This is a genomic window from Paenibacillus sp. JNU01 (assembly GCF_059130585.1).
Window position 1 is genome coordinate 3,624,490 of sequence record NZ_CP169723.1, and the last position, 22,357, is coordinate 3,646,846.

At 48.1% G+C, this 22,357-nt stretch carries 22 protein-coding genes; 1 reads left to right on the forward strand and 21 read right to left on the reverse strand.

Annotated elements, in window-relative coordinates; translation table 11 throughout:
- Positions 1 to 41 precede the first annotated feature (41 nt).
- The 14 genes from NLBNIHML_RS15730 to lspA all read right to left on the reverse strand — a co-directional run bounded on the left by NLBNIHML_RS15730 (position 42) and on the right by lspA (position 16,282).
- Positions 42 to 1,151, reverse strand: coding sequence for a hypothetical protein (locus NLBNIHML_RS15730; protein ID WP_339238576.1), 1,110 nt, complete (start codon positions 1,149 to 1,151; stop codon positions 42 to 44).
- Positions 1,152 to 1,209: 58 nt separating this feature from the next.
- The gene (locus tag NLBNIHML_RS15735; RefSeq protein ID WP_339238578.1) at positions 1,210 to 2,724 is read right to left on the reverse strand and encodes a sensor histidine kinase; all 1,515 of its coding nucleotides are present in this window, start codon (positions 2,722 to 2,724) and stop codon (positions 1,210 to 1,212) included.
- Positions 2,721 to 3,431, reverse strand: coding sequence for a response regulator transcription factor (locus NLBNIHML_RS15740; RefSeq protein WP_339238580.1), 711 nt, complete (start codon positions 3,429 to 3,431; stop codon positions 2,721 to 2,723). The genes NLBNIHML_RS15735 and NLBNIHML_RS15740 overlap by 4 nt, the downstream gene beginning before the upstream one ends.
- 252 nt (positions 3,432 to 3,683) lie before the next feature.
- Positions 3,684 to 4,580, reverse strand: a complete 897-nt coding sequence (locus tag NLBNIHML_RS15745) for a helix-turn-helix transcriptional regulator (protein WP_342571343.1) — start codon at positions 4,578 to 4,580, stop codon at positions 3,684 to 3,686.
- 180 nt (positions 4,581 to 4,760) lie between these two features.
- Positions 4,761 to 6,170 (reverse strand): MATE family efflux transporter, encoded by a 1,410-nt coding sequence (locus NLBNIHML_RS15750; protein ID WP_339238586.1) that lies wholly within the window; start codon positions 6,168 to 6,170, stop codon positions 4,761 to 4,763.
- A gap of 236 nt (positions 6,171 to 6,406) precedes the next feature.
- Entirely contained in the window at positions 6,407 to 7,270 is an 864-nt protein-coding gene (locus tag NLBNIHML_RS15755) for a carbohydrate ABC transporter permease (protein WP_342573498.1), read from the reverse strand.
- A gap of 54 nt (positions 7,271 to 7,324) precedes the next feature.
- Positions 7,325 to 8,206 (reverse strand): carbohydrate ABC transporter permease, encoded by an 882-nt coding sequence (locus NLBNIHML_RS15760; RefSeq protein WP_339238588.1) that lies wholly within the window; start codon positions 8,204 to 8,206, stop codon positions 7,325 to 7,327.
- A 38-nt stretch (positions 8,207 to 8,244) separates the two neighbouring features.
- Positions 8,245 to 9,564: an extracellular solute-binding protein gene (locus NLBNIHML_RS15765; RefSeq protein ID WP_494352259.1), complete on the reverse strand. Its 1,320-nt coding sequence runs from the start codon at positions 9,562 to 9,564 to the stop codon at positions 8,245 to 8,247.
- Positions 9,565 to 9,691: 127 nt separating this feature from the next.
- Positions 9,692 to 10,474 (reverse strand): response regulator transcription factor, encoded by a 783-nt coding sequence (locus NLBNIHML_RS15770; RefSeq protein ID WP_339305036.1) that lies wholly within the window; start codon positions 10,472 to 10,474, stop codon positions 9,692 to 9,694.
- Positions 10,464 to 12,227 (reverse strand): cache domain-containing sensor histidine kinase, encoded by a 1,764-nt coding sequence (locus tag NLBNIHML_RS15775; protein WP_494352260.1) that lies wholly within the window; start codon positions 12,225 to 12,227, stop codon positions 10,464 to 10,466. Before NLBNIHML_RS15775 ends, NLBNIHML_RS15770 begins: the two co-directional genes overlap by 11 nt.
- A gap of 343 nt (positions 12,228 to 12,570) precedes the next feature.
- A complete protein-coding gene (locus NLBNIHML_RS15780) occupies positions 12,571 to 13,398 on the reverse strand; it encodes a carbohydrate ABC transporter permease (RefSeq protein WP_105600348.1) in 828 nt (275 codons plus the stop codon).
- On the reverse strand, positions 13,398 to 14,264 hold the full coding sequence (locus tag NLBNIHML_RS15785; protein ID WP_339238595.1) for a carbohydrate ABC transporter permease: 867 nt from the start codon (positions 14,262 to 14,264) through the stop codon (positions 13,398 to 13,400). The genes NLBNIHML_RS15780 and NLBNIHML_RS15785 overlap by 1 nt, the downstream gene beginning before the upstream one ends.
- A 24-nt stretch (positions 14,265 to 14,288) precedes the next feature.
- A complete protein-coding gene (locus NLBNIHML_RS15790) occupies positions 14,289 to 15,479 on the reverse strand; it encodes an ABC transporter substrate-binding protein (RefSeq protein ID WP_494354716.1) in 1,191 nt (396 codons plus the stop codon).
- Between the two features lie 311 nt (positions 15,480 to 15,790).
- Positions 15,791 to 16,282, reverse strand: coding sequence for a signal peptidase II (lspA, locus tag NLBNIHML_RS15795; protein WP_339238599.1), 492 nt, complete (start codon positions 16,280 to 16,282; stop codon positions 15,791 to 15,793).
- A 225-nt stretch (positions 16,283 to 16,507) separates the two neighbouring features.
- Here lspA and NLBNIHML_RS15800 point away from each other — a divergent pair, with 225 nt between their 5' ends.
- Complete coding sequence (locus tag NLBNIHML_RS15800; RefSeq protein ID WP_339238601.1) at positions 16,508 to 16,987, forward strand: heme-degrading domain-containing protein; 480 nt, start codon at positions 16,508 to 16,510, stop codon at positions 16,985 to 16,987.
- Positions 16,988 to 17,058: 71 nt separating this feature from the next.
- Here NLBNIHML_RS15800 and NLBNIHML_RS15805 read toward each other — a convergent pair whose 3' ends face one another.
- The 7 genes from NLBNIHML_RS15805 to NLBNIHML_RS15835 all read right to left on the reverse strand — a co-directional run bounded on the left by NLBNIHML_RS15805 (position 17,059) and on the right by NLBNIHML_RS15835 (position 22,052).
- Complete coding sequence (locus tag NLBNIHML_RS15805; RefSeq protein ID WP_339238603.1) at positions 17,059 to 18,036, reverse strand: permease prefix domain 1-containing protein; 978 nt, start codon at positions 18,034 to 18,036, stop codon at positions 17,059 to 17,061.
- A gap of 6 nt (positions 18,037 to 18,042) precedes the next feature.
- Entirely contained in the window at positions 18,043 to 18,372 is a 330-nt protein-coding gene (locus tag NLBNIHML_RS15810) for a PadR family transcriptional regulator (protein WP_342571348.1), read from the reverse strand.
- Between the two features lie 161 nt (positions 18,373 to 18,533).
- Positions 18,534 to 19,481, reverse strand: coding sequence for a nucleoside hydrolase (locus NLBNIHML_RS15815; protein WP_494352261.1), 948 nt, complete (start codon positions 19,479 to 19,481; stop codon positions 18,534 to 18,536).
- A 58-nt stretch (positions 19,482 to 19,539) separates the two neighbouring features.
- A complete protein-coding gene (locus NLBNIHML_RS15820; RefSeq protein WP_339238609.1) occupies positions 19,540 to 19,944 on the reverse strand; it encodes a DUF350 domain-containing protein in 405 nt (134 codons plus the stop codon).
- Positions 19,932 to 21,341: a glutathionylspermidine synthase family protein gene (locus NLBNIHML_RS15825; RefSeq protein ID WP_494352262.1), complete on the reverse strand. Its 1,410-nt coding sequence runs from the start codon at positions 21,339 to 21,341 to the stop codon at positions 19,932 to 19,934. Before NLBNIHML_RS15825 ends, NLBNIHML_RS15820 begins: the two co-directional genes overlap by 13 nt.
- Before the next feature lie 4 nt (positions 21,342 to 21,345).
- Positions 21,346 to 21,630, reverse strand: a complete 285-nt coding sequence (locus tag NLBNIHML_RS15830) for a hypothetical protein (protein ID WP_494352263.1) — start codon at positions 21,628 to 21,630, stop codon at positions 21,346 to 21,348.
- Entirely contained in the window at positions 21,630 to 22,052 is a 423-nt protein-coding gene (locus tag NLBNIHML_RS15835; protein ID WP_339238614.1) for a hypothetical protein, read from the reverse strand. Before NLBNIHML_RS15835 ends, NLBNIHML_RS15830 begins: the two co-directional genes overlap by 1 nt.
- Positions 22,053 to 22,357: the final 305 nt, after the last annotated feature.

Consider the following 22,357-nt stretch of genomic DNA (forward strand, 5'->3'; position numbering starts at 1 on the left):
AAAAGCCTGTTCCTTCCCGGGAACAGGCTTTCTGAACTGTTTTATTCCGAGATCGTAATGACCGAGGTCACAAAGTGATACGACTCATTCTCCAATACCGCCTGCGATAACAGGATCTTATTGCCTTCCGGACTCCAGGCAAGCGGGTCAGAGGCGTTGTCCATATCCGCCGAGATCTGGAACTGTTCTGCCGACTCCGTGTTGGAGACGAACAGCCCTTTCTCATTATCATTCTCGGAATTGATCGTATACGCAATCTTGGAATCATCACCCGACCAGCTGGTGCCGAAGATCTGCGTGCCTCTGGCGAGTGTGGCCTTCTCGTTACCTTCCAGATCGGTGAGCACCAGCGCCCGTTTGGTATCCGCCGTTCTTTTCACAATCGCAAGCCTTGTTCCATCATTGGAAGGAATGACCCATTCCACACTTTTCAGCACCTGTTTCACGTCACCCGTCTTCACGTCGTATGCATTCAACTGGCCGTCTTCGCCCGTAATATAATAGAGCATATTGCCTGACACTTTGATACTCCGTACATTGAAATTGCCTGTCTCCACCAGCACCTTCGTTGTTCCATCCACACTTGCCGAGATCAGATCACCCTTCATATTGGGAAAAACGACATGTTCATTATCCAGCCATGCACCCTCTTGGACGAAGCCATCCTCCTTACCGGCAGGGGTTGTCTCCCCGTTATGCAGATTCAGAATGTAACCTTTACCCGTACTTTCCTCCGGCTCCCGATAGAACAGGTACTGAGCATCCGGTGACACCAGCGGTGCACCCAGGCTAACTTCACTTTCCTTGAGCGGCGTGTCTGTACCTTTGGTTAGATCATACATATATAAGTTATGCGGGTATCTTTCCTCACCTTCAACAGTAACGGGTTTCAAGGACTTATTCTCCTTGTCGGATACAATCCAGTCGTCACTTAGCCATGCAATTCCGCGCATATTGGGCAATTTATCAATTTTCTCCAACTTGAAGCTCTGGTACACAGACGTGTTGGTATTATCTTTCACCGTAATATCGGTGCCTGTTTTTCCGCCTTGTGCATTGCTCCCCGGCTCTGTTGTTCCCCCGCATGCTGCTGTCGTTAACAGGGCAATGGCCCCGAACGTACCCAAAGCTGCTTTTTTCCAATTCATCATGGTCCCCCCTGGTTCCTCTTGCTATTAGACCAAGCATACACACGGCATACTTCCAAAGTTATTCAGACTTGTTTCGAACTTGTAAACTTGCATCAGCCAAAGGAAATACGAGTTGGAATGTCACGCCTTCCCCATTCTGAGAATCGCTCGTACTGCTTGGAAGTAAGGTGATTGTACCGCCTTGCTTTTCAACAAATTGCTTCACGAGAGATAATCCGAGCCCGGTTCCGCCGGTTTTTCTGGCCCTGTCTTTGTTCACCGTGTAAAAGGGTTCAAAAATCTTCTCCCGCGCCTCTGCCGGAATCGGCGTACCCGAGTTATAGATGCGAATGACCGCTTGACGCTCCTGCATCTGTAATTCGCTCTTCACCCGGATCACACCATCCGGAACGTTATATTTGATGGCATTATCTAGCATGTTGATGAAAATATGCATAAGACTCTCCCGGTCACTGCGGATCACCGCCGGTTCAAGATCCAGTTCCATGTTCAGCGCAAACTTCTCCGCTTTCCCACGCATCCGGCCACAGGCATCCTCCAGCAGAGCACTGACCTCTACATCTTCGGCCTGGTTCTCGAAGTCATACTTCTCCAGAGCAGATAAATGCAGTACTTTCTCCACCATCTCGTACAGCCGCTCCGTTTCTTTGCCAATGTTACTCGTCGCATCATCAAGCAGTTGCGGATCATCCTTATACATGTCGAGCAGCTCCACATAAGCTTTGATCGACGTTAGCGGTGTCTTAAACTCATGGCTGATGTTACCGATATATTGTTTCTGCTGCTGTTCCAGCGCCTGAAGCTTCTCTATCGCCAGTTGCAGCTTCTGCTGCTCCGCATGCATGGCTGTGATATTTTGCTGAATGGATGTACTCATATAATAGATGCCTTGCCCCAGCTCTCCCAATTCATCCTTACGCCTTACAGGAGACTCCGTAATGTAGTTCCCTTCCCGAATGGAATCTGCGGACCTCTTCAGCCGGGTAATCGCAACGGCAAACCGATTGTAGAACAGATAACCTAATATGAAGCTCAGCGCAACCACGGTAATTCCTGCCCATATGAACAGTTGAAGGATGCGAGTATAGAACTCATGGTAACTCTGGACAGGATATTGTATCCATACAGCGCCCATCTGTCCATCCGGGCCATCCAGTGGTGCGGCATAGAGCAGGGTCTCGCCCTGCTCATGATAAGCTATTTTATTTTGCAGCGCATAGTCCAACGTTTCCTGTACGAGTTCACTCTCGCCGGAGGCGAAGGATGCTCCCACCTGCTGGCCTGTCATGTTATAGAGTGCAATTGGCAATCCGGTAGAGTTGGCCAGCTCCTGTGCCAGCCTACGGCCATTTCGCTGTAAAAAAACGTCCTGATCGAGATGAACCGACTCGGTGTAGTAGGACTGTCGTACATTCAGGTTCACCAGCCGTGTCTGCTGCGATAGAATACCTTCAATCTGTGACTGCTGATTGCGTTCAATACCGCGCAGTACCAGTGAACTAAGCACAACCACGGTCAGGATTAGCAAGGCTGCCAGAAAAACACTGAACTTCAGCTTGATGCTGACTCTCATATGGCCCCGCCTGGTTCAGGTGCAGATGCTTTGTAGCCAATCCCGTATACGGTCTGCAATTTTTGCTGATCCGTATCTCCGATTTTTTTGCGCAAACGCTGGATATGAATGTCCACGGTCCGTGTCCCACCCGCATATTCCATGCCCCATACCCGATCCAGCAGATCGTCTCGTGTGTACACCCGCTCAGGATTGGACATGAGAATGGTCAGCAGATCAAACTCTTTCGGTGTCAGATCCAGCTTCTCCTCATTCACAGTCACCGTGCGGTGAGCAACATGAATACGCAGTGTGCCATTCACGATGGCCTGATTCTTCGAATCGTCAGGTGGTGGACTGCTTTTCTCGACACGACGCATGAGCGCTTTCACCCTTGCCAGCAATTCTCGGATCTCGAATGGTTTGGTCATGTAATCATCGGCGCCCATTTCCAGGCCAACGATCTTATCCACGATATCATTTTTGACGGTCAGCAAAATAATGCCTATATCCTCCCGGTCCTCCAGCCTGCGGCATACGCCGTATCCATCGAGCCTGGGCATCATGACGTCCAGAATCATGACTTGCGGGTGAAACGATGCGACCTTAACCAAGGCCTCTTCGCCGTCACTCGCAGTCTCAACTTCATATCCTTCGCGCCGCAGCGCGTAAGCAATGGCACTGACGATGCTTGATTCGTCATCTACCACGAGCACTTTTTTATTCATGGAATCCATCCTCTTTATCTATGTCATGGGTTAGTTTATGGGTCTATGTTAGCAAGGTCTATGTTAATTGGCTATGGATGAGTTGCAATTTGTATGACAGGTGCATATCCTCTCAGCTTAGTCTTGGCTTTACTTTCTTTATACCCCAAAGGCAACAAAAAGAGCCAACCCGCGATTGGATCAGCCCTGGATCTATAGATTCCCAATTCATGTTACTGATTTTAGGCAACAACTTCTTGATCACCTCAGCATTTACTCCTCAAATGACAGATTGAGCGGCTCGTCCGACATCTCATACTCTGTCTCCATATGTGTCAGCGGCGTGTTCAGATCAACCTCTTCGAAGCGGAAACTGTCGACCCACACTTTTCCTTTACCGTTCAAAATCACCCCGAACGAAATGACCGCGCTGCCCTCCGGCACATCAAGCACAATACTGTACTGGTTCCATGGCTGCGTACCCGTAATTGGCCGATCATGCATGTTATCAAATTGGAGCACATCATGAACGTTATTATCCACACGCATCCATAATCCGCAGAACGCCTCCACACGCTCGGTCCTCACGAATCCCGATAATTTCATCCGCTTGCCTACATACTTGTCCGCTCTGAACTGCTGCATCATCGTTGCGAATTCATTAGGCTCCATCGGTGTAACTGCCTTCAAATAACCTGAAGCTTTCCCCTGATGCACTTCGGCAGGATCAATGCCCATCTCATAATTTTGCGGATGACTTCCGGTTAACATCCAGCCTGTAATCGTTGACGTCTGACTCATCTGTACTTCTCCTCCTCTGGTTCTTCCTTCGAATAATTTCAGATCGAACAATTTGCGGAAACGTCCTGGTGGCATGCCATAACATTTGCGAAATGCGCGAGTGAAGGCTTCCTGACTTTCAAATCCACATGCCAGGGAAATGTCCAGAATGCCTGCATCCGTGGATCGCAGGGCTGTGGACGCCAGACTCATCCGGCGATTACGAATATAGTCCACCACAGTCATACTCACCTCATTACGGAAAATCCGGTGGTAGTGATACGGCGACAACAACGCCTCGGATGCCACTTCTTCCAGCCCGATCTCTTCATGCAGATGGGTTTCAATATAGAACAAACTTTGCTGAATCATTGCACGGTAACGGCTCAACTGTGGTAAATCCCCCTTCCATATCCTTACTATACGTGAATGATGTATGTATCGTTTTGACCATTTTTGCTAACTTCACTTCGGTAGTCCTCTGCCGAGAACGCAAAAAAGAGCCAACCACGGATTGAATCTTTTCCGTCATTGACTCTCCTTTTATTTATCCGCACATCATATTCTTCGTCAGACAGCCGGTACCGGCTGTGCGCCAACCTCTTCGTCATCATGCTCCACCAGTTCATGTTTCTCCCAAGCTCTGCTCTTCCAGCGGAAGAACATAATGACTGCACGGGTCCACTCATCCGCCGCAATGGCAAGCCATACACCAGCAAGCCCCAGATGAAGCTGGAATATGAGCAGGTACCCCAGTGGCAGACTCATGCAGACCATGGAGATCAGACCCATATATACCGGGAACTTCGCATCCCCTGCCGCACGCAGGGAACCAATGATAACAATGTTGCAGGTACGTCCGGTTTCGAGTAAAAGACTGAGCAGAATCACTTGAGCACCCAGCTTGATAATTTCCGGATTATCCGTAAATATGCTCATCAGCGGCACACGGAAAAAAATGATAATTACATCAATGATAACCGTGGCCAGAAGCGCCCATTTTACACTGTCAAAAACACGTTTGTACGCATCGTCTTTGCGGCGCGCACCGACAAGCCGGCCTACAATGATTGATGTCCCCATACCAATCGCCATGCTGAACAGGTAGATATAGCTGGAGATATTGCCCGCATACTGCTTGGTTGCCATGGCTTCTGCGCCCAGATAGGTCACATACAGTGTGAACACGAGCTGGCAGGAGTGATATACCATCGATTCCATCGCAGACGGAATGCCGATCCGCAGAATTTTGCCAATAAAATGTTTGGACAATTTAATGTAGTATTCGAAATCCACCCGCACCTCACTCACACGATACAACAACCAGAAGAAGATCAGCAGGCAGATAAACCGACTTCCTACTGTGGAGATGGCTGCCCCTTCCACCCCAAGCTTCGGCAGGCCGAAGTGACCAAAGATCAATGCATAGTTACCAACAACGTGAATCACGTTCATGAATACAGCGACGTACATCGTTTCTTTGGTGTAACCATGTGTACGGATCGTCGCAGCCAGCGCATTAATGAGTGCCTGGAGGAAGATCCCGCCACCGACGATATTTATATACGAACGGGCAAAATCATAAATTTCGCCTTGAATATTCAAGAGTGATAACAAATGTCCTCCGAACAGAAGGAAGATTCCGCTCAGGACCAGACCCACAATAAGGTTCAGTGTAATGGCATTACCTGTAACCTGTGCTGCTTCACTTAGCTTTTTTGATCCGATATATTGTGCCACTACAATTGCAGCACCATGTCCAATGACTTCCAGTACAAGGATAGCGATAGATATAATCTGATTGGCTGCTCCAACGCCGGAGACCGCATTATCGGATACCGAGCTGAGCATGAGCGTATCCACGCTCCCCATCAACATAAATAAGAAGAGTTCCAGGAAAATAGGCCATGTTAGTCGAATCAGATTCAGATCCTTGGCATCAGAACGAAGGGACTCTTTGGTTGAGGATATTGCTGTCATTTTCTCACCTTTCCCATGTGGGCTTTAATTCTTAGGGTATGTTAGCACAGGTAGTTTGAAAATGCAGTAGTTTTGCGAAAATAGTTGAAAGTTTTTTGTAATTCCATAAATAGGTATTTTCAGCGTTTTCATCTAGTCCTTTTTCCGTACGATGATCCAAGGTTTTAGAAGACAAAAAAGCCCCCTCCCCACTCGCTTTTAAGCAAGTGATGAAAGGACCTTCGACGTTCAGCCTTTTAACCTTTAACTGAACCCGCAGCAATTCCCTCTACAATTCGATTACTCAGGATGAGAAAAGCAATCAGGATCGGCATAATGCTAATCATCAGCGTGGCACCAATGGCTCCCCAATCCGTTGTATATTGACCGATAAAGTTCTGTACCCCCACGGTCAAGGTCTTGTATGAATCCGTACTGATGAACGTATTAACAAAGATGAACTCATTCCAGTTATAGATCATGTTGATGATTGCCGTTGTGGAGATAACCGAAGCTGTCATCGGCAAGATAATCCGAAAGAAAATCCGATGCACGGAGCAACCATCCATCACTGCGGCCTCTTCCACTTCCCGAGGAAGTGCGTAGTAGAATCCGAGCAGAATCATAATGGTGATTGGCATATTAAAGGCAATGTAAGACAAGATAACTGACATTGGATGATCTGTGAGATGCAGCTTCAGGAACAAGCTGAACAGCGGAATCAACGTGGAGTGCACAGGGATCATGAGACCCACCATGAATAACCCCAATACCAGCGAACGACCCTTCCAGCGCATACGTGTAATGGCAAAGGTAACCAGACTGGCAAACAGCACGGTGAACACCACTGAGACTACCGTAATCCATACACTGTTGAAGAAGTATAAGCTGATATTTCCCTCTGTCCATACCTTGACATAGTTTTCCCAACGTGGGGTAGCAGGAAGGGAAAAAGGCGCCATGTCGAATACTTCCTGATTATTTTTAAGCGAGAATAACATTAGCCAGACCAAGGGCAAAATTTGCAGCAAAGCGACCAGGGACAAGAGGAAATATAGTAGAACATAGCCGAATCTTCTCAACCATGCCGAACCTCGGTCTGTCCCCGGGTAAGTTGGCAATCTAACGGCCGTTTCCGTCTTCACCGGGATGGACCTCCTTTCATTTGACATGCGTCAGGAATACTGGATCGTATCTTTGGATGCCGTCGCTTTGCGAAGCAGCCAGGTAACAAACAGACAGATCAAGAGCAGGAAGAAACCTACAGCACTGCCGTAACCAAAGTCGAAGCTACGGAACGCCTGACGATACATATAGGAGGCCATCACTTCGCTGGAGCCATTCGGTCCGCCATCAGTCATCACGTAGATAAGATCGAAATACTTGAGTGAGCCTACCACAGCCAGTACTACGGTCACCTTGATGACTTCAGTAATAAGCGGCAGCTTGATTCGAAAAGCGATCTGCCAAGGACTTGCCCCATCAATCCGGGCTGCTTCCACCAGAGATTCCGGAATGTTTTTGAGGGCCGCATAATAGATCAAAATATAGAAGCCTGCATACTGCCACAGAATCGGTACGAACAGTGCATACAGCACCAGGGATGGCTCCGCCAGCCAGGCTGGCGGATTGCTGAAGCCGATCGCTTCCAGAAAGGTGTTCAGCACACCGTTGCTGGGATGATAGATCTTCAGCCATAACTGGGCGATCGCGACCGAAGACAGCAGCATCGGGATCAAATATATTTTGCGGAACAGGTTGGCACCCTTAATCTTGCCTGACAGCACCAAAGCAATCATCAGATAACCGATCAGACTCAGCGCGGAGAACAAAGCAAGCAAAAAAGTATGATTCGCACTCTGCCAGAATGTTCCGTCCTGAAGCAGTCTGGCGTAATTATCCAATCCGATAAAGGTCATTGCACCGATCCCGTCCCATTGCATCAACCCATAATACCCGGTGAGCACAATCGGGATGTAAACCAAGATCAGCAGCAGAAGCAGTGCAGGTAGCACGTACAACGCAGCAACGAGACGGTTGGACATGACTTTGTCCATCACATTATCCTCCCTTCAAGCGTTCAAGCACGTGTACGTCAATTGCCTTTATCAATCGCAGCCTGATGATTCTTCACAAAGTCCTCAGGTGTCACCGCTTTGCCAAACAACGCCTGAATCATGTCCAGATGTGCCTGAGCGGCTGCCGGTTTCATCTGCACGTCTGCAAAGAGTGTGAGACTGCTGGCCTGATTCAATTCGTTCAGCAGGTCGATGTAGAGCTGTGGCAGCTGTACTGTCGCCGTATCCACTTTGGTTGCCGGGATAACACCTGCTTCAGTCACCGAACTCTCACCCCATTTTTCCACAAAGTATTGCACGAACTTCTGTGCTTCTTCCTTCACTTTGGAGTTCTGGGCCACGAACAATCCTACGCCTGGGCCACCTACCCAGCTGTTAATATCGCTCTTGCCATCTTCCATCGTTGGGAATTTGAAAAATCCGATCTTGTCCTTGAACTCCTGTGGAATATCCGGGTTGGTCGTGAAGTTCGGCAGCTCCCAGGTGCCCATCAGATACATGGCAGCCTTTTCGTTCATGAATTCGGATTTGCCCTCATCGTTGGACAACCCGTTGAAGCCTTTGTTGAAGGCATTCATATCCACCAGCTTTTGTACCTCGGCAGCAGCTTGAGTGAGAGCAGGATCGTCAAACTTGCCGGAGCCATTGATCGCCTTTTCCAGTGCATCTCCACCTAACCGATTCGCCAGATACATATACCAGAGTGAGCCGGTCCAGCGGTCTTTATTGCCCAATGCGATCGGAACCTCACCGTTCTCGGTCAGTGTCTTCAGCACACTCAGGAATTCATCGTACGTTGCTGGCGGCTGCAAGTTATATTTCGCAAAAATGGCTTTGTTATAATAAATGGGGGAGATATTTAACTCGATAGGCAGGGCATATGTTTTGCCGTCAATCGCATAGGCTTCTGTTGTTCCGGCTATGAACTTGTCGCTAAGCGAGCCGCTAAGCACATCATCCAACGGCGCAAACAGATTGCCCTTTACATAAGGCTCCAGAAACCCGGCAGCCCAAGTTACACCCACATCGGGAAGTTCATTGGATGCAGACAGAATTTTTAATTTATTCTTGTATTGTTCATTCTCCAGCACTTCCTGCTTGATGGTCACATTCGGATGATCCGTCTGATACTGCTTGATGATATCGTTGACCAATTTATTTTGCTGTGCAGAACTGCCTGCCGGCCAGAGGTGCATGAATTTGAGGGTTACTTTCCCGTCTGTGCCGTTACTGCCCGCTTCACCCTCTTGATCCGAACCTGAACTGTTACATCCGGATAAAATTACGGCGAGAACCAGCGTCCATGACAGAAGCATGGCCATCGTCTTTTTGCTCATTATCCCAACCCCCTTGGTTTTTTTCGGTTAATGTAACCGCTTTAACCAAATTGTAGCATGGGTCTATCGCCCCCATAAGACCAGAGTAATTTGGAAAAACTCCACTTTTTTGAGGTTATTTGTTATTTTATTCAGATAGGGAATGCCGATATTTGCTTGGACTAAGCCCCTCCAGACTTTTAAATACCGTGATAAAATACTTATCCGTCTGATACCCCACCTGTTCGGCAATTTCCGAGATCGGCAGGGTCGTCTGCACAAGTAGCTCCTTTGCCCGCTGAATGCGTTTCCGGGTGAGATATTCACTAAAATTGATGCCGATCTGTTCCTTAAACAATACGCTGAAGTAACTGGAGTTGAGATGGAGTAAATCAGCAATTTCACGCATGGTCACATGTTCCCCCAGATGCGTATCCACATAGGCCAATGCTTCACTGATCTGGCTATTGAGTCTCTGTTCCCCACGCTCCTTAACATCCAGCAGCTTGGGGTCCACCAGTTCCTGCATCGTTTGAATACGTCGCTGTTGTTCGCTAAACTTCAAGGCCTTTTCGACGGTCTGCAGCAGCTGTTCCTTATCAATCGGTTTTAACATGTACTCCACGACACCCAGCTTAATGGCCTGCTGAGCGTATTGAAAATCGGCATGTCCCGACATAATCAGGACGACAGGTTTGTTTGCAAAATGCTGAATGGCTTCAATGAGGGATAAGCCGGAGAATTCTGGCATGCGAATGTCCGTGATTAATAGATCTGCTGGCTGTTTCCTGAGACACTCCACGGCCTGGGTGCCACTCTCCGCGGTCAGGATGTGATTTCGTCCTGCCGACCATCCTTCCAGTGTCTTGCGAATACCCTCTCTTGTACGCGGTTCATCATCGACGATAAGAATCGTTTTGTCATGAATCATATTCACCCTCCGCCCCTTTGGGAATCTCAAAGCAAATGACGGTCCCTTCCCCAACCTGACTAGTTATGGAGAGCTTGCAACGTTCACCAAGTTGGCCGCCAAAGTAAAGCTTCAGTCGCTGATGTACGTTGATTAGCCCTACACCTGTCCCTTTCTTGGATACAGCGGGGCCACCATCTAAAGCATGAATGACAGATTGAAGACGTGATTCATCCATTCCTGGGCCATCATCCCTAACCTCAATACGAACCAGGTTTCTCTCGGTCGAAGCATCCACATGGATGCTTATCTTTCCCGGTCCCAGTTTACTTTCAATGCCATGGAGAATCGCATTTTCCACCAAGGGCTGTATAAGCAGTTTGGGAATGGGGACCTTACGCACCGCATCGCTGAGCTCAATCTCCCATTGCATTCGATCTCCCAACCGCATCTGCATAATTCGAAGATACCGCTCTGCGTGTTCCAGCTCGTCGGCAATCGTAACCCATTCATCCTGCTGCGAACTGGAGATCGTGTAGCGGAATAATCGGGACATCGCCACAACCATACGTGCCATCTCCTCGTCTCCCTTTTCCTCAAGGGACCAATAAAATGCCTCCAGCGTGTTGAATAGAAAATGGGGATTAATCTGAGACTGCAACGCCTTCAGCTCAGCCCGGGACTGCATGACTTCCTTCTCATGAACCACACGGGTCAATTCGTTCTGCCTGTAGACCATCTGGTTATATACGTTGTTGAGTTCGTTGATCTCCATCGTAGCGCTGACCATTAGATTAGGCCTCATGGCTCCCGGTTGTGCACTGCGCATGGCCCGCATCAGGCGTATGAGCGGACGTGTAATCATCGTGGACAGAAAGAAGGACATGATCAGGAACAGAGCGACACCAATGATTCCCGAAACGAGAAGCGCCGTCCTCAGGATGGATACCCCTTCCGTTGTCTCCCGCAGCGGAGTTAGCACAGCAAGTGTCCATCCCGTTAATTCAGACTTTTGTCGAACGACGATATAGGATTCCTCCCCGTTTTGCACGACGGATTCGCTGTCCAATATGGCTTTTGGATCGAGATTAATCTCCAGATTCGAAGTCACCACTTCGCCTGCCCCATCCAAGAGCATGATCGAGTCCTGCGAACCATCTGCCCCATTGGAATCATTGAGTTGAAAAAAACTGCGTTGCATCCGCACCACAATATAGCCTCCATGTTCGAAAGAATGATCCAGCAGATTAATGCGTCGAATAGCCAGCAGCACTCCCGGGTCTTCAGGATCATCACCTGCCCATACCAGTCTGCCTTTTCCTTCATCCGCCTTGGTTATCCAGCTGCGTTCTACTCTAAGATCGAGGGATCGGTCATCCATAGGGAAGATGCGATGGTAACCGGTTGTGTATATCTCCATACTTTGTGCACCATTGATGAAAGACTGATAACTGCCTGCAATCTGCAAGAGAGCTTGACGCTGATTGAAGGTGGCCGGGTTGCCTTGCTTCTCATCGCTGAGCAGACGCTGCACATAAGAATCATCCGCCACCTGGGCGGTCAGCGAGTTCACTTGTGCAATGAGTGCATCCAATCTGCCACTGGCTTGGACGGCGGTTTGATGAATATGTTTCTCCGCATTGCTTGTCAGCAGAGCAGCTACCCGATCATAAGCCGATATGCCTGCGAGCAATAGAACAACAAGCATCACCAGAACGAAACCAATGAAGATCTGATTGCGGAGGGAGTTAAAATGTCCTTTTTTCCTATGCAACTTCCCCATTCTCCTCTCTTTTCTGCACGTAAAAGAACCCACCACTTTACGCCCGTGCTCTTGAAGACTGGGTACTAACGATGCCGGATTTATCTACGTATTCAGTTCTTCTCATTAAAGCGCTTGCAAAAAAAAATAAACCTGAATTCCCTCTTCTCTCCGTCTTTGTTTATTGATTAAACTAACGACTAAAAAATAGCATAGATTTACAGGTTAATCAATCCTTCTGACAGTTCCCAAACGTCAAATGACAAGGATCAAAAAAAGAGAGGGGACTCTTAGAGTCCACCTCTCTTGGTTCATATCCCATTCACACCTATTCTTTTCTTTAGCACATCTTCGGTTATTTTACAGACCCCTGTGTAACCCCGTTGATAATCCACTTCTGTGCAAACAGGTAGATGATAATCATTGGCAGCAACGCGAGCAGGTAGGATGCAAACGCAAGGTTAAACTCGGTATTAAACTGTCCTTGGAATACATACTGTACAAGCGGCAACGTGTACTGTCCCGGATCACTGATAATAATGAGTGGCAGCAGGAAGTCATTGTACGTGGACAGGCAGGTCAGAATACCAACCGTGGCACTGATGGGTGCCATGAGCGGGAAAATAATTTTCCAGAACGTGCCCCAAGTTGTTGCACCATCCACAAAAGCCGCTTCCTCCAGCGCTACCGGAATGGACCGGATATATCCAACGTACACAAATACGTTGAATGCCAGACCATAGACCGTGTGCAGCAGGATCAGACCTACCAGATTTGTCATCTCCAGCGATGCCGTCAGCTTAACAATCGGCAGCATGATGATCGGGAACGGAATGAACATCGCACTGACGAAGTAATAATAGAGTCCTTTGAAAAACTTGCGTTTCTCCATATTCCGCGCGATGGCATAGGCCACCATGGAGTTACTGAGCAACGTCAAAAGCACGGTGGAGGCGGTAACGATTGCACTGTTACGGAACGATTGGAAGAAGTTCGTCATGTCGATGGCTCTTGCGAAATTCTCCCAGTGAAGCGTTGTCGGAAGGGCAAAGACCGATTGGGCCATCTGCTCCGGATTTTTCAAAGCAATCGTAACGGTCATATACAATGGAAACAGGATAAACAGGGTACCCAGTACAACGAGCAGCATAACGAGCCAATTGATTCTTGTACGGCTTCTCATTACAGATCCATCTCCCTTCTTTGCAGGAACCGGATTTGCAGAATTGAAATCACCGCAATAACGATGAAGTAAATAACCGAGTTCGCAGATTGATATGCATATTCGCCGCCTTCAAATCCTCCGGTGTAGATCAGATGGGAGATGGACTGCGTCGCCCGTCCGGGACCACCGTTGGTCAAGGCTACGATTTGGTCGAAGACCATCAGCGAGTTTTTCATCGCCAGCACCATATTAATGGTGAAGAATGGGGCAATGAGCGGGAATGTAATGCTCCAGAATTCACGCCATTTGCCTGCACCGTCGAGGTTGGATGCCTCGTACAGTGTTGTTGGTATCGTTTGCAGACCAGCCAAATACAGGATCGTATTCAGGGCCACGGATTGCCATACGGCAACAATGACGATACCGATCCAAGCCAGACTCTCGCTACCAAGTATGTTCGTGGAGAGCGCATTGATGCTCAGATTTTGTCCCCAAATCGGGAATACGTTGGAGAACAGGTAGTTAAATATGTAACCTACGATCAGTACACTCAGAATATTGGGCAGGAAGTAGATGCCACGGAAAAAGTTACGGAACTTGATTTTGGCATTCAGCCCGAGTGCAATGAGCAGGCTCAGGATATTGGTCAGGATCGTCACCACGATCGCGAATTTGAACGTAAACCAGTAGGCGTTACCTACATTGTCGTCCTGGAACAAATTGAAATAGTTTTTGAAGCCAACAAAATCATACTCTTTCCCAAATCCGTTATAATTCGTAAATGAATAATAGATACCCTGGAGGGCCGGCAGTGTCATAAATACAAAGAACAATACTACCGCCGGAACCGTCATCCAGTAATAAGGTGCGATACGCTTGTTCATACTCCATCCTCCTTCAGACAAGGCTTAGCGCCGATTGGCAACCTTGTCCCATTCTTTGTCGAGTGTATCTAGATAGTTATCGATGTTTTGGTTCTGCAAAAAGGACTGTACGATGGAATTCAGCTGCACCGCAGCCGGAATATAGTGATCGGGGAAGTCAATAACCTTGCCCTGCTCGATATAAGGCATCAGTTCCTGCACGGCAGGATCATCCTGCTTCACATCTTCGACCGCAGAGAACAGCGTCTGTTCGTCAATATATCTTCCGATATTTTCAGGCTTTAACAGAAACGCAATAAACGTCTCTGCCTGTTCGCGATTAGGCGTGTCTGCCGCAATGGTAAACAGGGAGTCGATCCCGTTCACCAGCTTAATCTTGCTTGCATCGTTGCCCGTTGGGAATGGGAAGAAACCGATGTCTACATTCGGGTTCGCTTTGCGGATCTCCGAGATGGCCCAGGTTCCCTGGATGTACATGAAAGCTTCACCATTTGCGAAGGCACGGTTACCATCTGAATAGGCCTTACCAAAGTTATCGCCGTGGCCGTACTTCATAAGCTCCAGCTGCTTCTCAGCAACCTCGCGGTATGACTCCTTAAACGTCACTTTGTTATCCCGACGCTCCTGATAGAAATCAATGCCGACCAGGTTGGAGGCAAGTGCATTGAACGGCAGGCTTGTCTGCCAGTCATCCTTGTATGTGAAGTAAAATGGAATTTCGCCCGCATCCTTAATCTTTTGGGCAGTCGCGATAAGTTCATCCCACGTTTTGGGTACGTCCAATCCCATTTCCTTAAACAGCGTCTTGTTGTACATGATGCCGTTTGCATTCGTCGCATAAGGAATACCCGTCACTTCGTCCATACCTGTGAGATCCTTAAGCATTTGTATGTAGTTTGGATCAATCGTCTGGAGTAATGAGCTGTCCGTCAGATCGGTGAAAATATCACTCTGGGCCAGAATGGAATAGGTGTCGGTTGCCCCCATGGCCATAATGTCCGGGATATCATTTTTGACAACACGTGTCTTCAATACGGTCTCCGCATCTGGCGGATTCACCTGTGTCACCTGAATATCGTCATGCTCCGCGTTGAACGACTTGATCAATTCGTCAAAGGTTGTTTTGGCTTCAGGCTTGTTCTGGAAAAATTCAATCTGCACTTTGCCATTTGCACTATCCCCACTGGTACAGGAAGATAGAAGTACAGCCATCATTCCGCATAGCAACATTGTCCCGAGAGCCTTGGTAAGCGTTGTTCTCATGTTGTACCTCCCTCAGCTTTATATACGTAAAGATTTACCCATTCAGGTGGTGAAATAACCAATTGGTTAATCCTTCCACACACTCATACTATGAGCGTTGGCTATACAAGCCTTTATTATTCCTAAAACGGTTTCGATAAAAATGAATCAAGGCATTTCTTCCCACGACCCGAATTGGGCATAAGAAAAGGGACACTGGATGATATCCAATGTCCCTTATTTATTAAGCTATATTCACCCACTATACAGCTTTTATCCGTGTGTCACGAACGCTCAGCTTTTGGCAAAGCATTGCGTAAACGCTTGGCTCGATAACTCTGATATGCACGAATCAACATGCCGATGATGATCATAACCACACCGATGTTAATTGCGACATCAGCCAGATTCAAAATGCCGCGTCCTGACGGAAACACGAGGAAATCCGTTACCCGCGCATAGATAAATCGATCGATTGCATTTCCTAAAGCCCCGCCAACCATAAAACCCGCGCCAGCTTGCATCCAGAAACCACGAATCTCACCTTTACTCCGGTAATACAGCATGCCCGCTATGAACAGAACAGCAATCACACCAAACAGACGTGCATTTCCCTGAAACATGCTGCCTGCCATTCCACTGTTCTCATAATGCTGTAACTGCATGCCCGAGTCACCCAGTCTCATGACATCGCCAACTTCCATATACATCCTCACTGCAATCTTGGTTCCCTGATCCACCAAAGTCACCAGCAGTGCTACCAAATAAAACAGCATCGTGCTTCTCCTCCTGCCTACTGAGCGCTAACTTATTTTAACTTTAAGAGTTTTGTATATTAGGTTACCTTCACTTTAACACAGCTGATGTACGGTCTCCAAATGAGCCAGCTCCAGCCACATATATAGCGTCCAGTAACATGGTCCAGTCGCACTTGGAAGGTACTGTCCCCATTCATGTCGAATGTAGACATCAACCATATATGTAAAGGGGATGCCTGTAATTTGAACCTCACCATGATCGAAAAATTAAAGGAAATGGCACAGGAAGAAATAGAATTGGTATTTGGCACATTTGCTTCTGAAACGGCGCTTAACCTTGGCCTGCATCTGGTTGAAGAAGCGAAGCGTCGTTCCCAGGCCGTGACCATCGACATTACCCTGAAGGGACATCGTCTCTTTTTGCATGCGATGGAAGGCACTCATCCCGACAACGAGGACTGGATTCGACGTAAAAACAACGTGGTGAATCATTTTTCATCCAGTTCTTGGCATACCGCCCTGCGTTTGAGAAACGAGAACCAGACCCTTGAGCACAACTTCAATCTGCCTTCATCGGACTATGTACTGGCTGGTGGCGCTTTCCCGCTGATTCTGGAAAATGAGGGACAGGTCGGCACCATTACAGTATCGGGTCTGCCTGATGAGGAAGACCATGATCTGGTCACGACAGGAATTCGCTCGTTTTTGTTGCAGCAAGGGTAGATTAAACGTGTAAAAAGCCCACGTGATCTATATAGTAGATCACGTGGGCTTTACTATCCAAAGCAACATGCTCAGGACGGATTTTTGCTTTTCATAATATGGTACACATTGCTAAAGCTGCCGGAGAGAATACCGGTAATCGGAAATATGGCCCAATTGATATCCCACCGTTGATATACAAAACCTGTGAACAAGAAGATGGCTGTCGCCAGCGGCCATACAATCGCTTCCACGGCTCTCACAACCTTGACCTCCTGCTTCTTCTCTACCGTCAACTGGTGCTTCTCCAGCAAGTTTGTGTAAGCCCCCTGAATATTACCGTAATATACAAACAGGAATACTCCTACCCCAGCCATGACCATAAAGGCAGATACACCATAAGAGGCGTAGTTATCATTGATAGAAGAGGCTCCGAAAATAAACACCGGAGACAGAATGCACAGGCAGACACCCGTAATGATGGCTATACGATAAGTCAGAGCGAAGCTTTCCCGACTATGCTGAATACTCATTTTGAGTGTATAAGGAAGCTGGAAGCCCTTCTCCATATAATTGAAGCGTTCCAACTTCATACCGCTGTATATGAACATGCTTACCGCAATGGCAATCAATACGAACATGCCGATCAGGCCTAGTACAGCGCCCGTTTCCACCGAACGGTTTGCAGCTGAAATGGCATAGTTCTCAAATAAGGCATCCATGAAAATCAGAAATGCCACACCTGACGCGCACAATAAAACACCCAGTCCAATCCAAAATCCGGCATTTCTCTTCGCAGTGGTATATGCGTAAATCTCTTCTTCCGTTAACACAGGTACTGTCTCTTCCGGGCTCACTGGCTGAATACCGAGTTCGGCTGTTAATTCCTCGATGTTACCAAATTCCGAGATCACAATGCCGATGGCTTCATTCTCCGACTTGCCTTCTCGCTTCAATTCCAGGTACTTATCTTCCATCCCCGAAAGGAGCTCCTGCTTCAGATGTTCCACCTCGGATGTCTTCGGCAGACCAACAAACATGTTCTCCAGATACACCATAATTGTCTCCATGTTCCGTCACAACTCCCTGATAAATAGATTAACAACCTCCTGCGTAACCTTCCATTCCTCACACTTTTCTCTGTAATAGTCGAGGCCGGACGGCGTAATCCGGTAATAGGTACGACGCTTCCCCATACTATTCTCATCCAGGTAAAACGATTGAATATAACCGTTCTTCTCCAATCGGGTGAAGGCCGAGTATAATGTCGTTTCCTTCATGACGTACTTTTCCTCTGTCAGCTGTCTGATGTTCTTGGAAATCTCGTAGCCGTACGACTCCCCTTCGAGCAGCATGTAGAGGATCAGCGTATCATTGTAGCCACGTATAACGTCACTGCTGATCACAAAAGATACTCCTCCTCGTTACTTCATCTGTCGTAGTAGTTGAAGTATAGCACAACTTACTACGACAGGTGAAGTAGTTATTCCAAAAATGGGCAATAAAAAATCCGTACCTGGGAAAGGTACGGATTTTTTTTGTTTTTCCTGCAGATTAATTCCTGCGTTTATTGGATCGTTGAGAGCACATCGAGCAACATGGATTTGAACTTCGGCCGATCAATGGCTTCACAGACACGTACATTCGGCTCTTTGCCAAAACGTCCGTTAATATCAACCACACTGTATCCGCGTGTCAGCTCTCCTGCCGCTTCGACATCCACATAATACTGACCCGACTTGGTCATGACGGATTCATCTGCTGCAACAGCCATCAGCAACGTATCGGGATGAGTAGTACCATTCAGCTTATGTACCGACTTGTTGAACTGCATAACCACTTTGTTAATTGCGGTGAAGAAATCAGCACCCGATGTCCCCAAAGCCGCAATCTCTACATGATCGTCATCGTCCATCACCGAATATTGCGTACACATCTCCCAACCAACCATTGTGATCGGAATGCCCGCATGCAGTACAATTTTCGCAGCTTCCGGGTCTACGTAGAAGTTATACTCCGCTGCCGGGGTGATATTGCCCAGTGCATTATTCGTTCCGCCCATGATGTACAGGTGAGCAATCTCCGGAATAATCGTAGGGTCTTTCTGAATCGCCATGGCAATATTGGTCAGCGGGGCAATTGCCAGCAGTTCAATTTCACCTGGATGTGCATGCACCTTCTCAATGATAAAATCAACCGCATGCCCGCTCTCAGGACGCTGCTCCGCCTTCGGGAAATGCGCGCCGCCCATGCCGTCATCGCCATGCACGTCTTCCACTGTACGGTGCTGAGCTTTACCGTAAGCCATTAGCGGTCGCTCGCATCCTTTATACACAGGCACCTTGCCGCCATGTCCAGCAACCTGTACCGTGTACAGGGCATTTTCAACCTCTTGGTCGAATTGTACGTTACCGCCCGTAATGGTGATGCCTTCCACCTGAAAGTGATGCAATGCCGTCAGGATCGCAATCGTATCGTCTCCTGCTGTATCTGTATCGATGATGACTCTTCTCATGATGCCGCGCCCCTTCTTCCGTTTATATAGTACATTCTATAAAACACTATGTCTTATTTTACATCAAAAATGTACCGATGACGATGGAAACGCCGATGATAATCGAACGCAGCAGCTGCGCTACCGCCATATTCCCTCGTGCAATTTCGTCGCAAACTCGCATTTTGGGCGTGAGGAAGTCAAATATAATATAGACCAGGCACAGCACAATAATTCCAAACGCCGACCACAGCAGCATATCCAACCACGAATGTGTCGAGAAAGATACCATGCCCACAATAATACACAGTCCTAGCAATTTGCTGCCCATGTACATGCCTGCCGCTTCGTTTCCTTTCGCAATCTCCTCACTATCGTTATACCGGGTCAATTTACTAAAAGCGAAATACCCACATACCAATACCACCAGCAAAATGCCTATACCCACCGCAACATTCAGCAAGTTCAATCCTAAGTTCTCCATTCCTTCTCCTCCTCATCATTCATCCGTTCACGAACCGCAGCCGCGCAATAATAGGCCATATCACCGGTTACTTTCTCCCCGACCCTGGGTAACAACCCAGCCAAACGCCCACCGATCACAAATACCCCTGTAAGCAGATAACCGCTGTACGCGCCATCTTCTGTCTCGATCACGACCTGCTCCATCGGGACCAGTTTCTGATAGATTTTGGGCTGGTTATTGTAGTAGGCCGCAATTTCTTCATCCTCGTCTTCTTGGAGTGAATCTGCCGCTCTCAAGGTTAGAGGAGAAGCCGACTTTTCCTCCAGCTCCGTAAGCCTCTGATGATCCAACTTCTGCTGTACTGCATTCCCATCCAGCAAAAGAGTTCCTCTGCCTTCGCGCCCCCAATAGCTTTTGGCTACATATGGCATGGCGTTCAGCTCGAAGGGTTCAGCCGAAAAAAAGGTTGGCAGCAGATATCGGGAAATGACGTCCATCTCTGTATCATCAAAGAGGGTAAACCCGCAATATTCCGGGGTTTGCTCATTACGCTCGTAGAGCGACCAGATCGCCGCCATGAAACCTTTGCTCTGCATCAGCACATGCTGAACGGGGTTCATCAGGCCCAATCGTCCCTCTCGTACCAGATCAAGTAGCGCAGCGCCAATGTCCACCCCTGTTGTCTCATCCCGATCATCAACTAGATATTCCAGTGGATAGAGACGGTAGAGCAGATTAATCTCCCGACCTTTATGGTAAAGCGCCTCTCCCGGAACAATCTCCAGTTCCTCCAGCGGGGCATAACAGGCTTCGTATCCCGCTTCCCGGCAACGCTTCATCAGGTACTCGGTATTCGTTCGATCTTCAACATGTTCCCCAAAAGAAGTGAACGTCACGGGTCCCTGTAACCCCTGCGCTGCATAGAACTCCAGCCATATCCTGAAACATTCTCGAATACGTTCATCCATCTCGGCAGATGGCGCTGCTAGCGTAGCATCCTCGGCAAGACCGACCAGGATATTTTCCAGAGCAGCAGCTTCCGGTATCCCCGTAGGGGTGTCTGTATTATTTTCAATACACTTTGGCCCCGCTTCTCCAATAATCCAGTCCTGGCGGGTAATGCCTCCAGTCACCATCTCCATACGTGCCGCCGGAATAAGCCCAGGATGAATACCTAACTGATGCTCCAAGAAAGAATCCGGCATATATTGTTGGATAAATCGCATCACTTTACAGTAAATGCCGTCTACCGCCTCTGCTGCAGTACGCAGCTCTTCTACCTCCGAGGGAGAATAGACTGTTAATGCAGGCACACAATATTGCTTTCCATACATTCGATGATATGGAACCTGTTGTGCCGTTTCTCCCTGAAATACCTCTTCGTGACTTAATGGCAGTTGGATCACGTGCCTCATCCGGTTATCCTCCCGAACTGTGGAAGAAACTGCCGAAGCCGCTTGATTTGGACTTGGATTTGCTATAGGAGCTGTTGCTGTCCTTATTGCTTCGATACGACGACCCGCCATAGTAATAGTGCCCGCTGCTGGAATCATATTCACATCCGGTATCATACTCCGGGTCACATTCATCATTGTTGCTGCCGCAACCGGATAACACGGCAGGAACTGCCAGCATCAGGGAGAAAGCAACCAGCTTCGCTTTTGATCCGGGTTTCGATGCTTGCCCCCGCTCTTGCTCACTCATCACAGATCCACCTCTTTCATATAAAACAACACTTTCTTGCGATCCGCATCCAGCACGGAATACAGGAATTCATACGTCTTGCCATCCCGAACCATATAATGGTCAAGCAGCTGCTCGGCAAGCTCCATCGTATAGGTAGATGAAGCTGTGAGTTCCAACTCCTGAAATGAACTTCCATTCCACAACATATACTCTGCGCTGTACATGGAAGACATTTTGCACATCGCCAGCGCAGCATCCGCAATGGCTGCACCGTACTCGTCCGGCATCTGTTGGTCATACGCAGTTACATATACCGCATGTTCCCGCCCATCCTGGCATTCATTGGACAGATGCGCCCAGAGTTTATTTTTCACCAAGGTGGCATCCACCAGTTTGCGCATGAACAGTTCATCCCGTGTGACTGAAGTCTGTTCCAGCACCCCCGTCTCCGCCTGTCGATCATCTGACCAACTCCGATACGTCAATGAATAATAGATACCGATAACCTCCCTTTCTGTAAGCTCTTAGGTGAGCCGTTTCCATTCATACAAACGTATTTAACGCATGTGGAGGAAAAAAGTTACACTATTCACCATGACATGTAAAAATGAGAACAGGTTGTCGCCACGTTCTTGGATCAATAAAGCTTGAGAAAACTAGCAGATTCCGCGTTTGGTATGTTTTAACCCCGCTCCAAAAAGGCCGGAGAAGATTCCCCGACCTCGTTTGTTCAACCTTATGCTCA

Coding starts and splice junctions, on each gene's coding strand:
- NLBNIHML_RS15825 (WP_494352262.1), bottom strand. CDS start 21,341: ATGAGGCACGTGATCCAACTGCCATTAAGTCACGAAGAGGTATTTCAG.
- NLBNIHML_RS15735 (WP_339238578.1), bottom strand. CDS start 2,724: ATGAGAGTCAGCATCAAGCTGAAGTTCAGTGTTTTTCTGGCAGCCTTG.
- NLBNIHML_RS15750 (WP_339238586.1), bottom strand. CDS start 6,170: ATGACAGCAATATCCTCAACCAAAGAGTCCCTTCGTTCTGATGCCAAG.
- NLBNIHML_RS15780 (WP_105600348.1), bottom strand. CDS start 13,398: ATGAGAAGCCGTACAAGAATCAATTGGCTCGTTATGCTGCTCGTTGTA.
- NLBNIHML_RS15805 (WP_339238603.1), bottom strand. CDS start 18,036: ATGGAGACAATTATGGTGTATCTGGAGAACATGTTTGTTGGTCTGCCG.
- NLBNIHML_RS15815 (WP_494352261.1), bottom strand. CDS start 19,481: ATGAGAAGAGTCATCATCGATACAGATACAGCAGGAGACGATACGATT.
- NLBNIHML_RS15785 (WP_339238595.1), bottom strand. CDS start 14,264: ATGAACAAGCGTATCGCACCTTATTACTGGATGACGGTTCCGGCGGTA.
- NLBNIHML_RS15740 (WP_339238580.1), bottom strand. CDS start 3,431: ATGAATAAAAAAGTGCTCGTGGTAGATGACGAATCAAGCATCGTCAGT.
- NLBNIHML_RS15760 (WP_339238588.1), bottom strand. CDS start 8,206: ATGGACAAAGTCATGTCCAACCGTCTCGTTGCTGCGTTGTACGTGCTA.
- NLBNIHML_RS15830 (WP_494352263.1), bottom strand. CDS start 21,630: ATGAGTGAGCAAGAGCGGGGGCAAGCATCGAAACCCGGATCAAAAGCG.
- NLBNIHML_RS15770 (WP_339305036.1), bottom strand. CDS start 10,474: ATGATTCATGACAAAACGATTCTTATCGTCGATGATGAACCGCGTACA.
- NLBNIHML_RS15790 (WP_494354716.1), bottom strand. CDS start 15,479: ATGATGGCTGTACTTCTATCTTCCTGTACCAGTGGGGATAGTGCAAAT.
- NLBNIHML_RS15730 (WP_339238576.1), bottom strand. CDS start 1,151: ATGATGAATTGGAAAAAAGCAGCTTTGGGTACGTTCGGGGCCATTGCC.
- lspA (WP_339238599.1), bottom strand. CDS start 16,282: ATGCTGTTTTATTTGGTAGCACTGCTGGTGACTTTGGTGGATCAGGGA.
- NLBNIHML_RS15765 (WP_494352259.1), bottom strand. CDS start 9,564: ATGAGCAAAAAGACGATGGCCATGCTTCTGTCATGGACGCTGGTTCTC.
- NLBNIHML_RS15820 (WP_339238609.1), bottom strand. CDS start 19,944: ATGGAGAACTTAGGATTGAACTTGCTGAATGTTGCGGTGGGTATAGGC.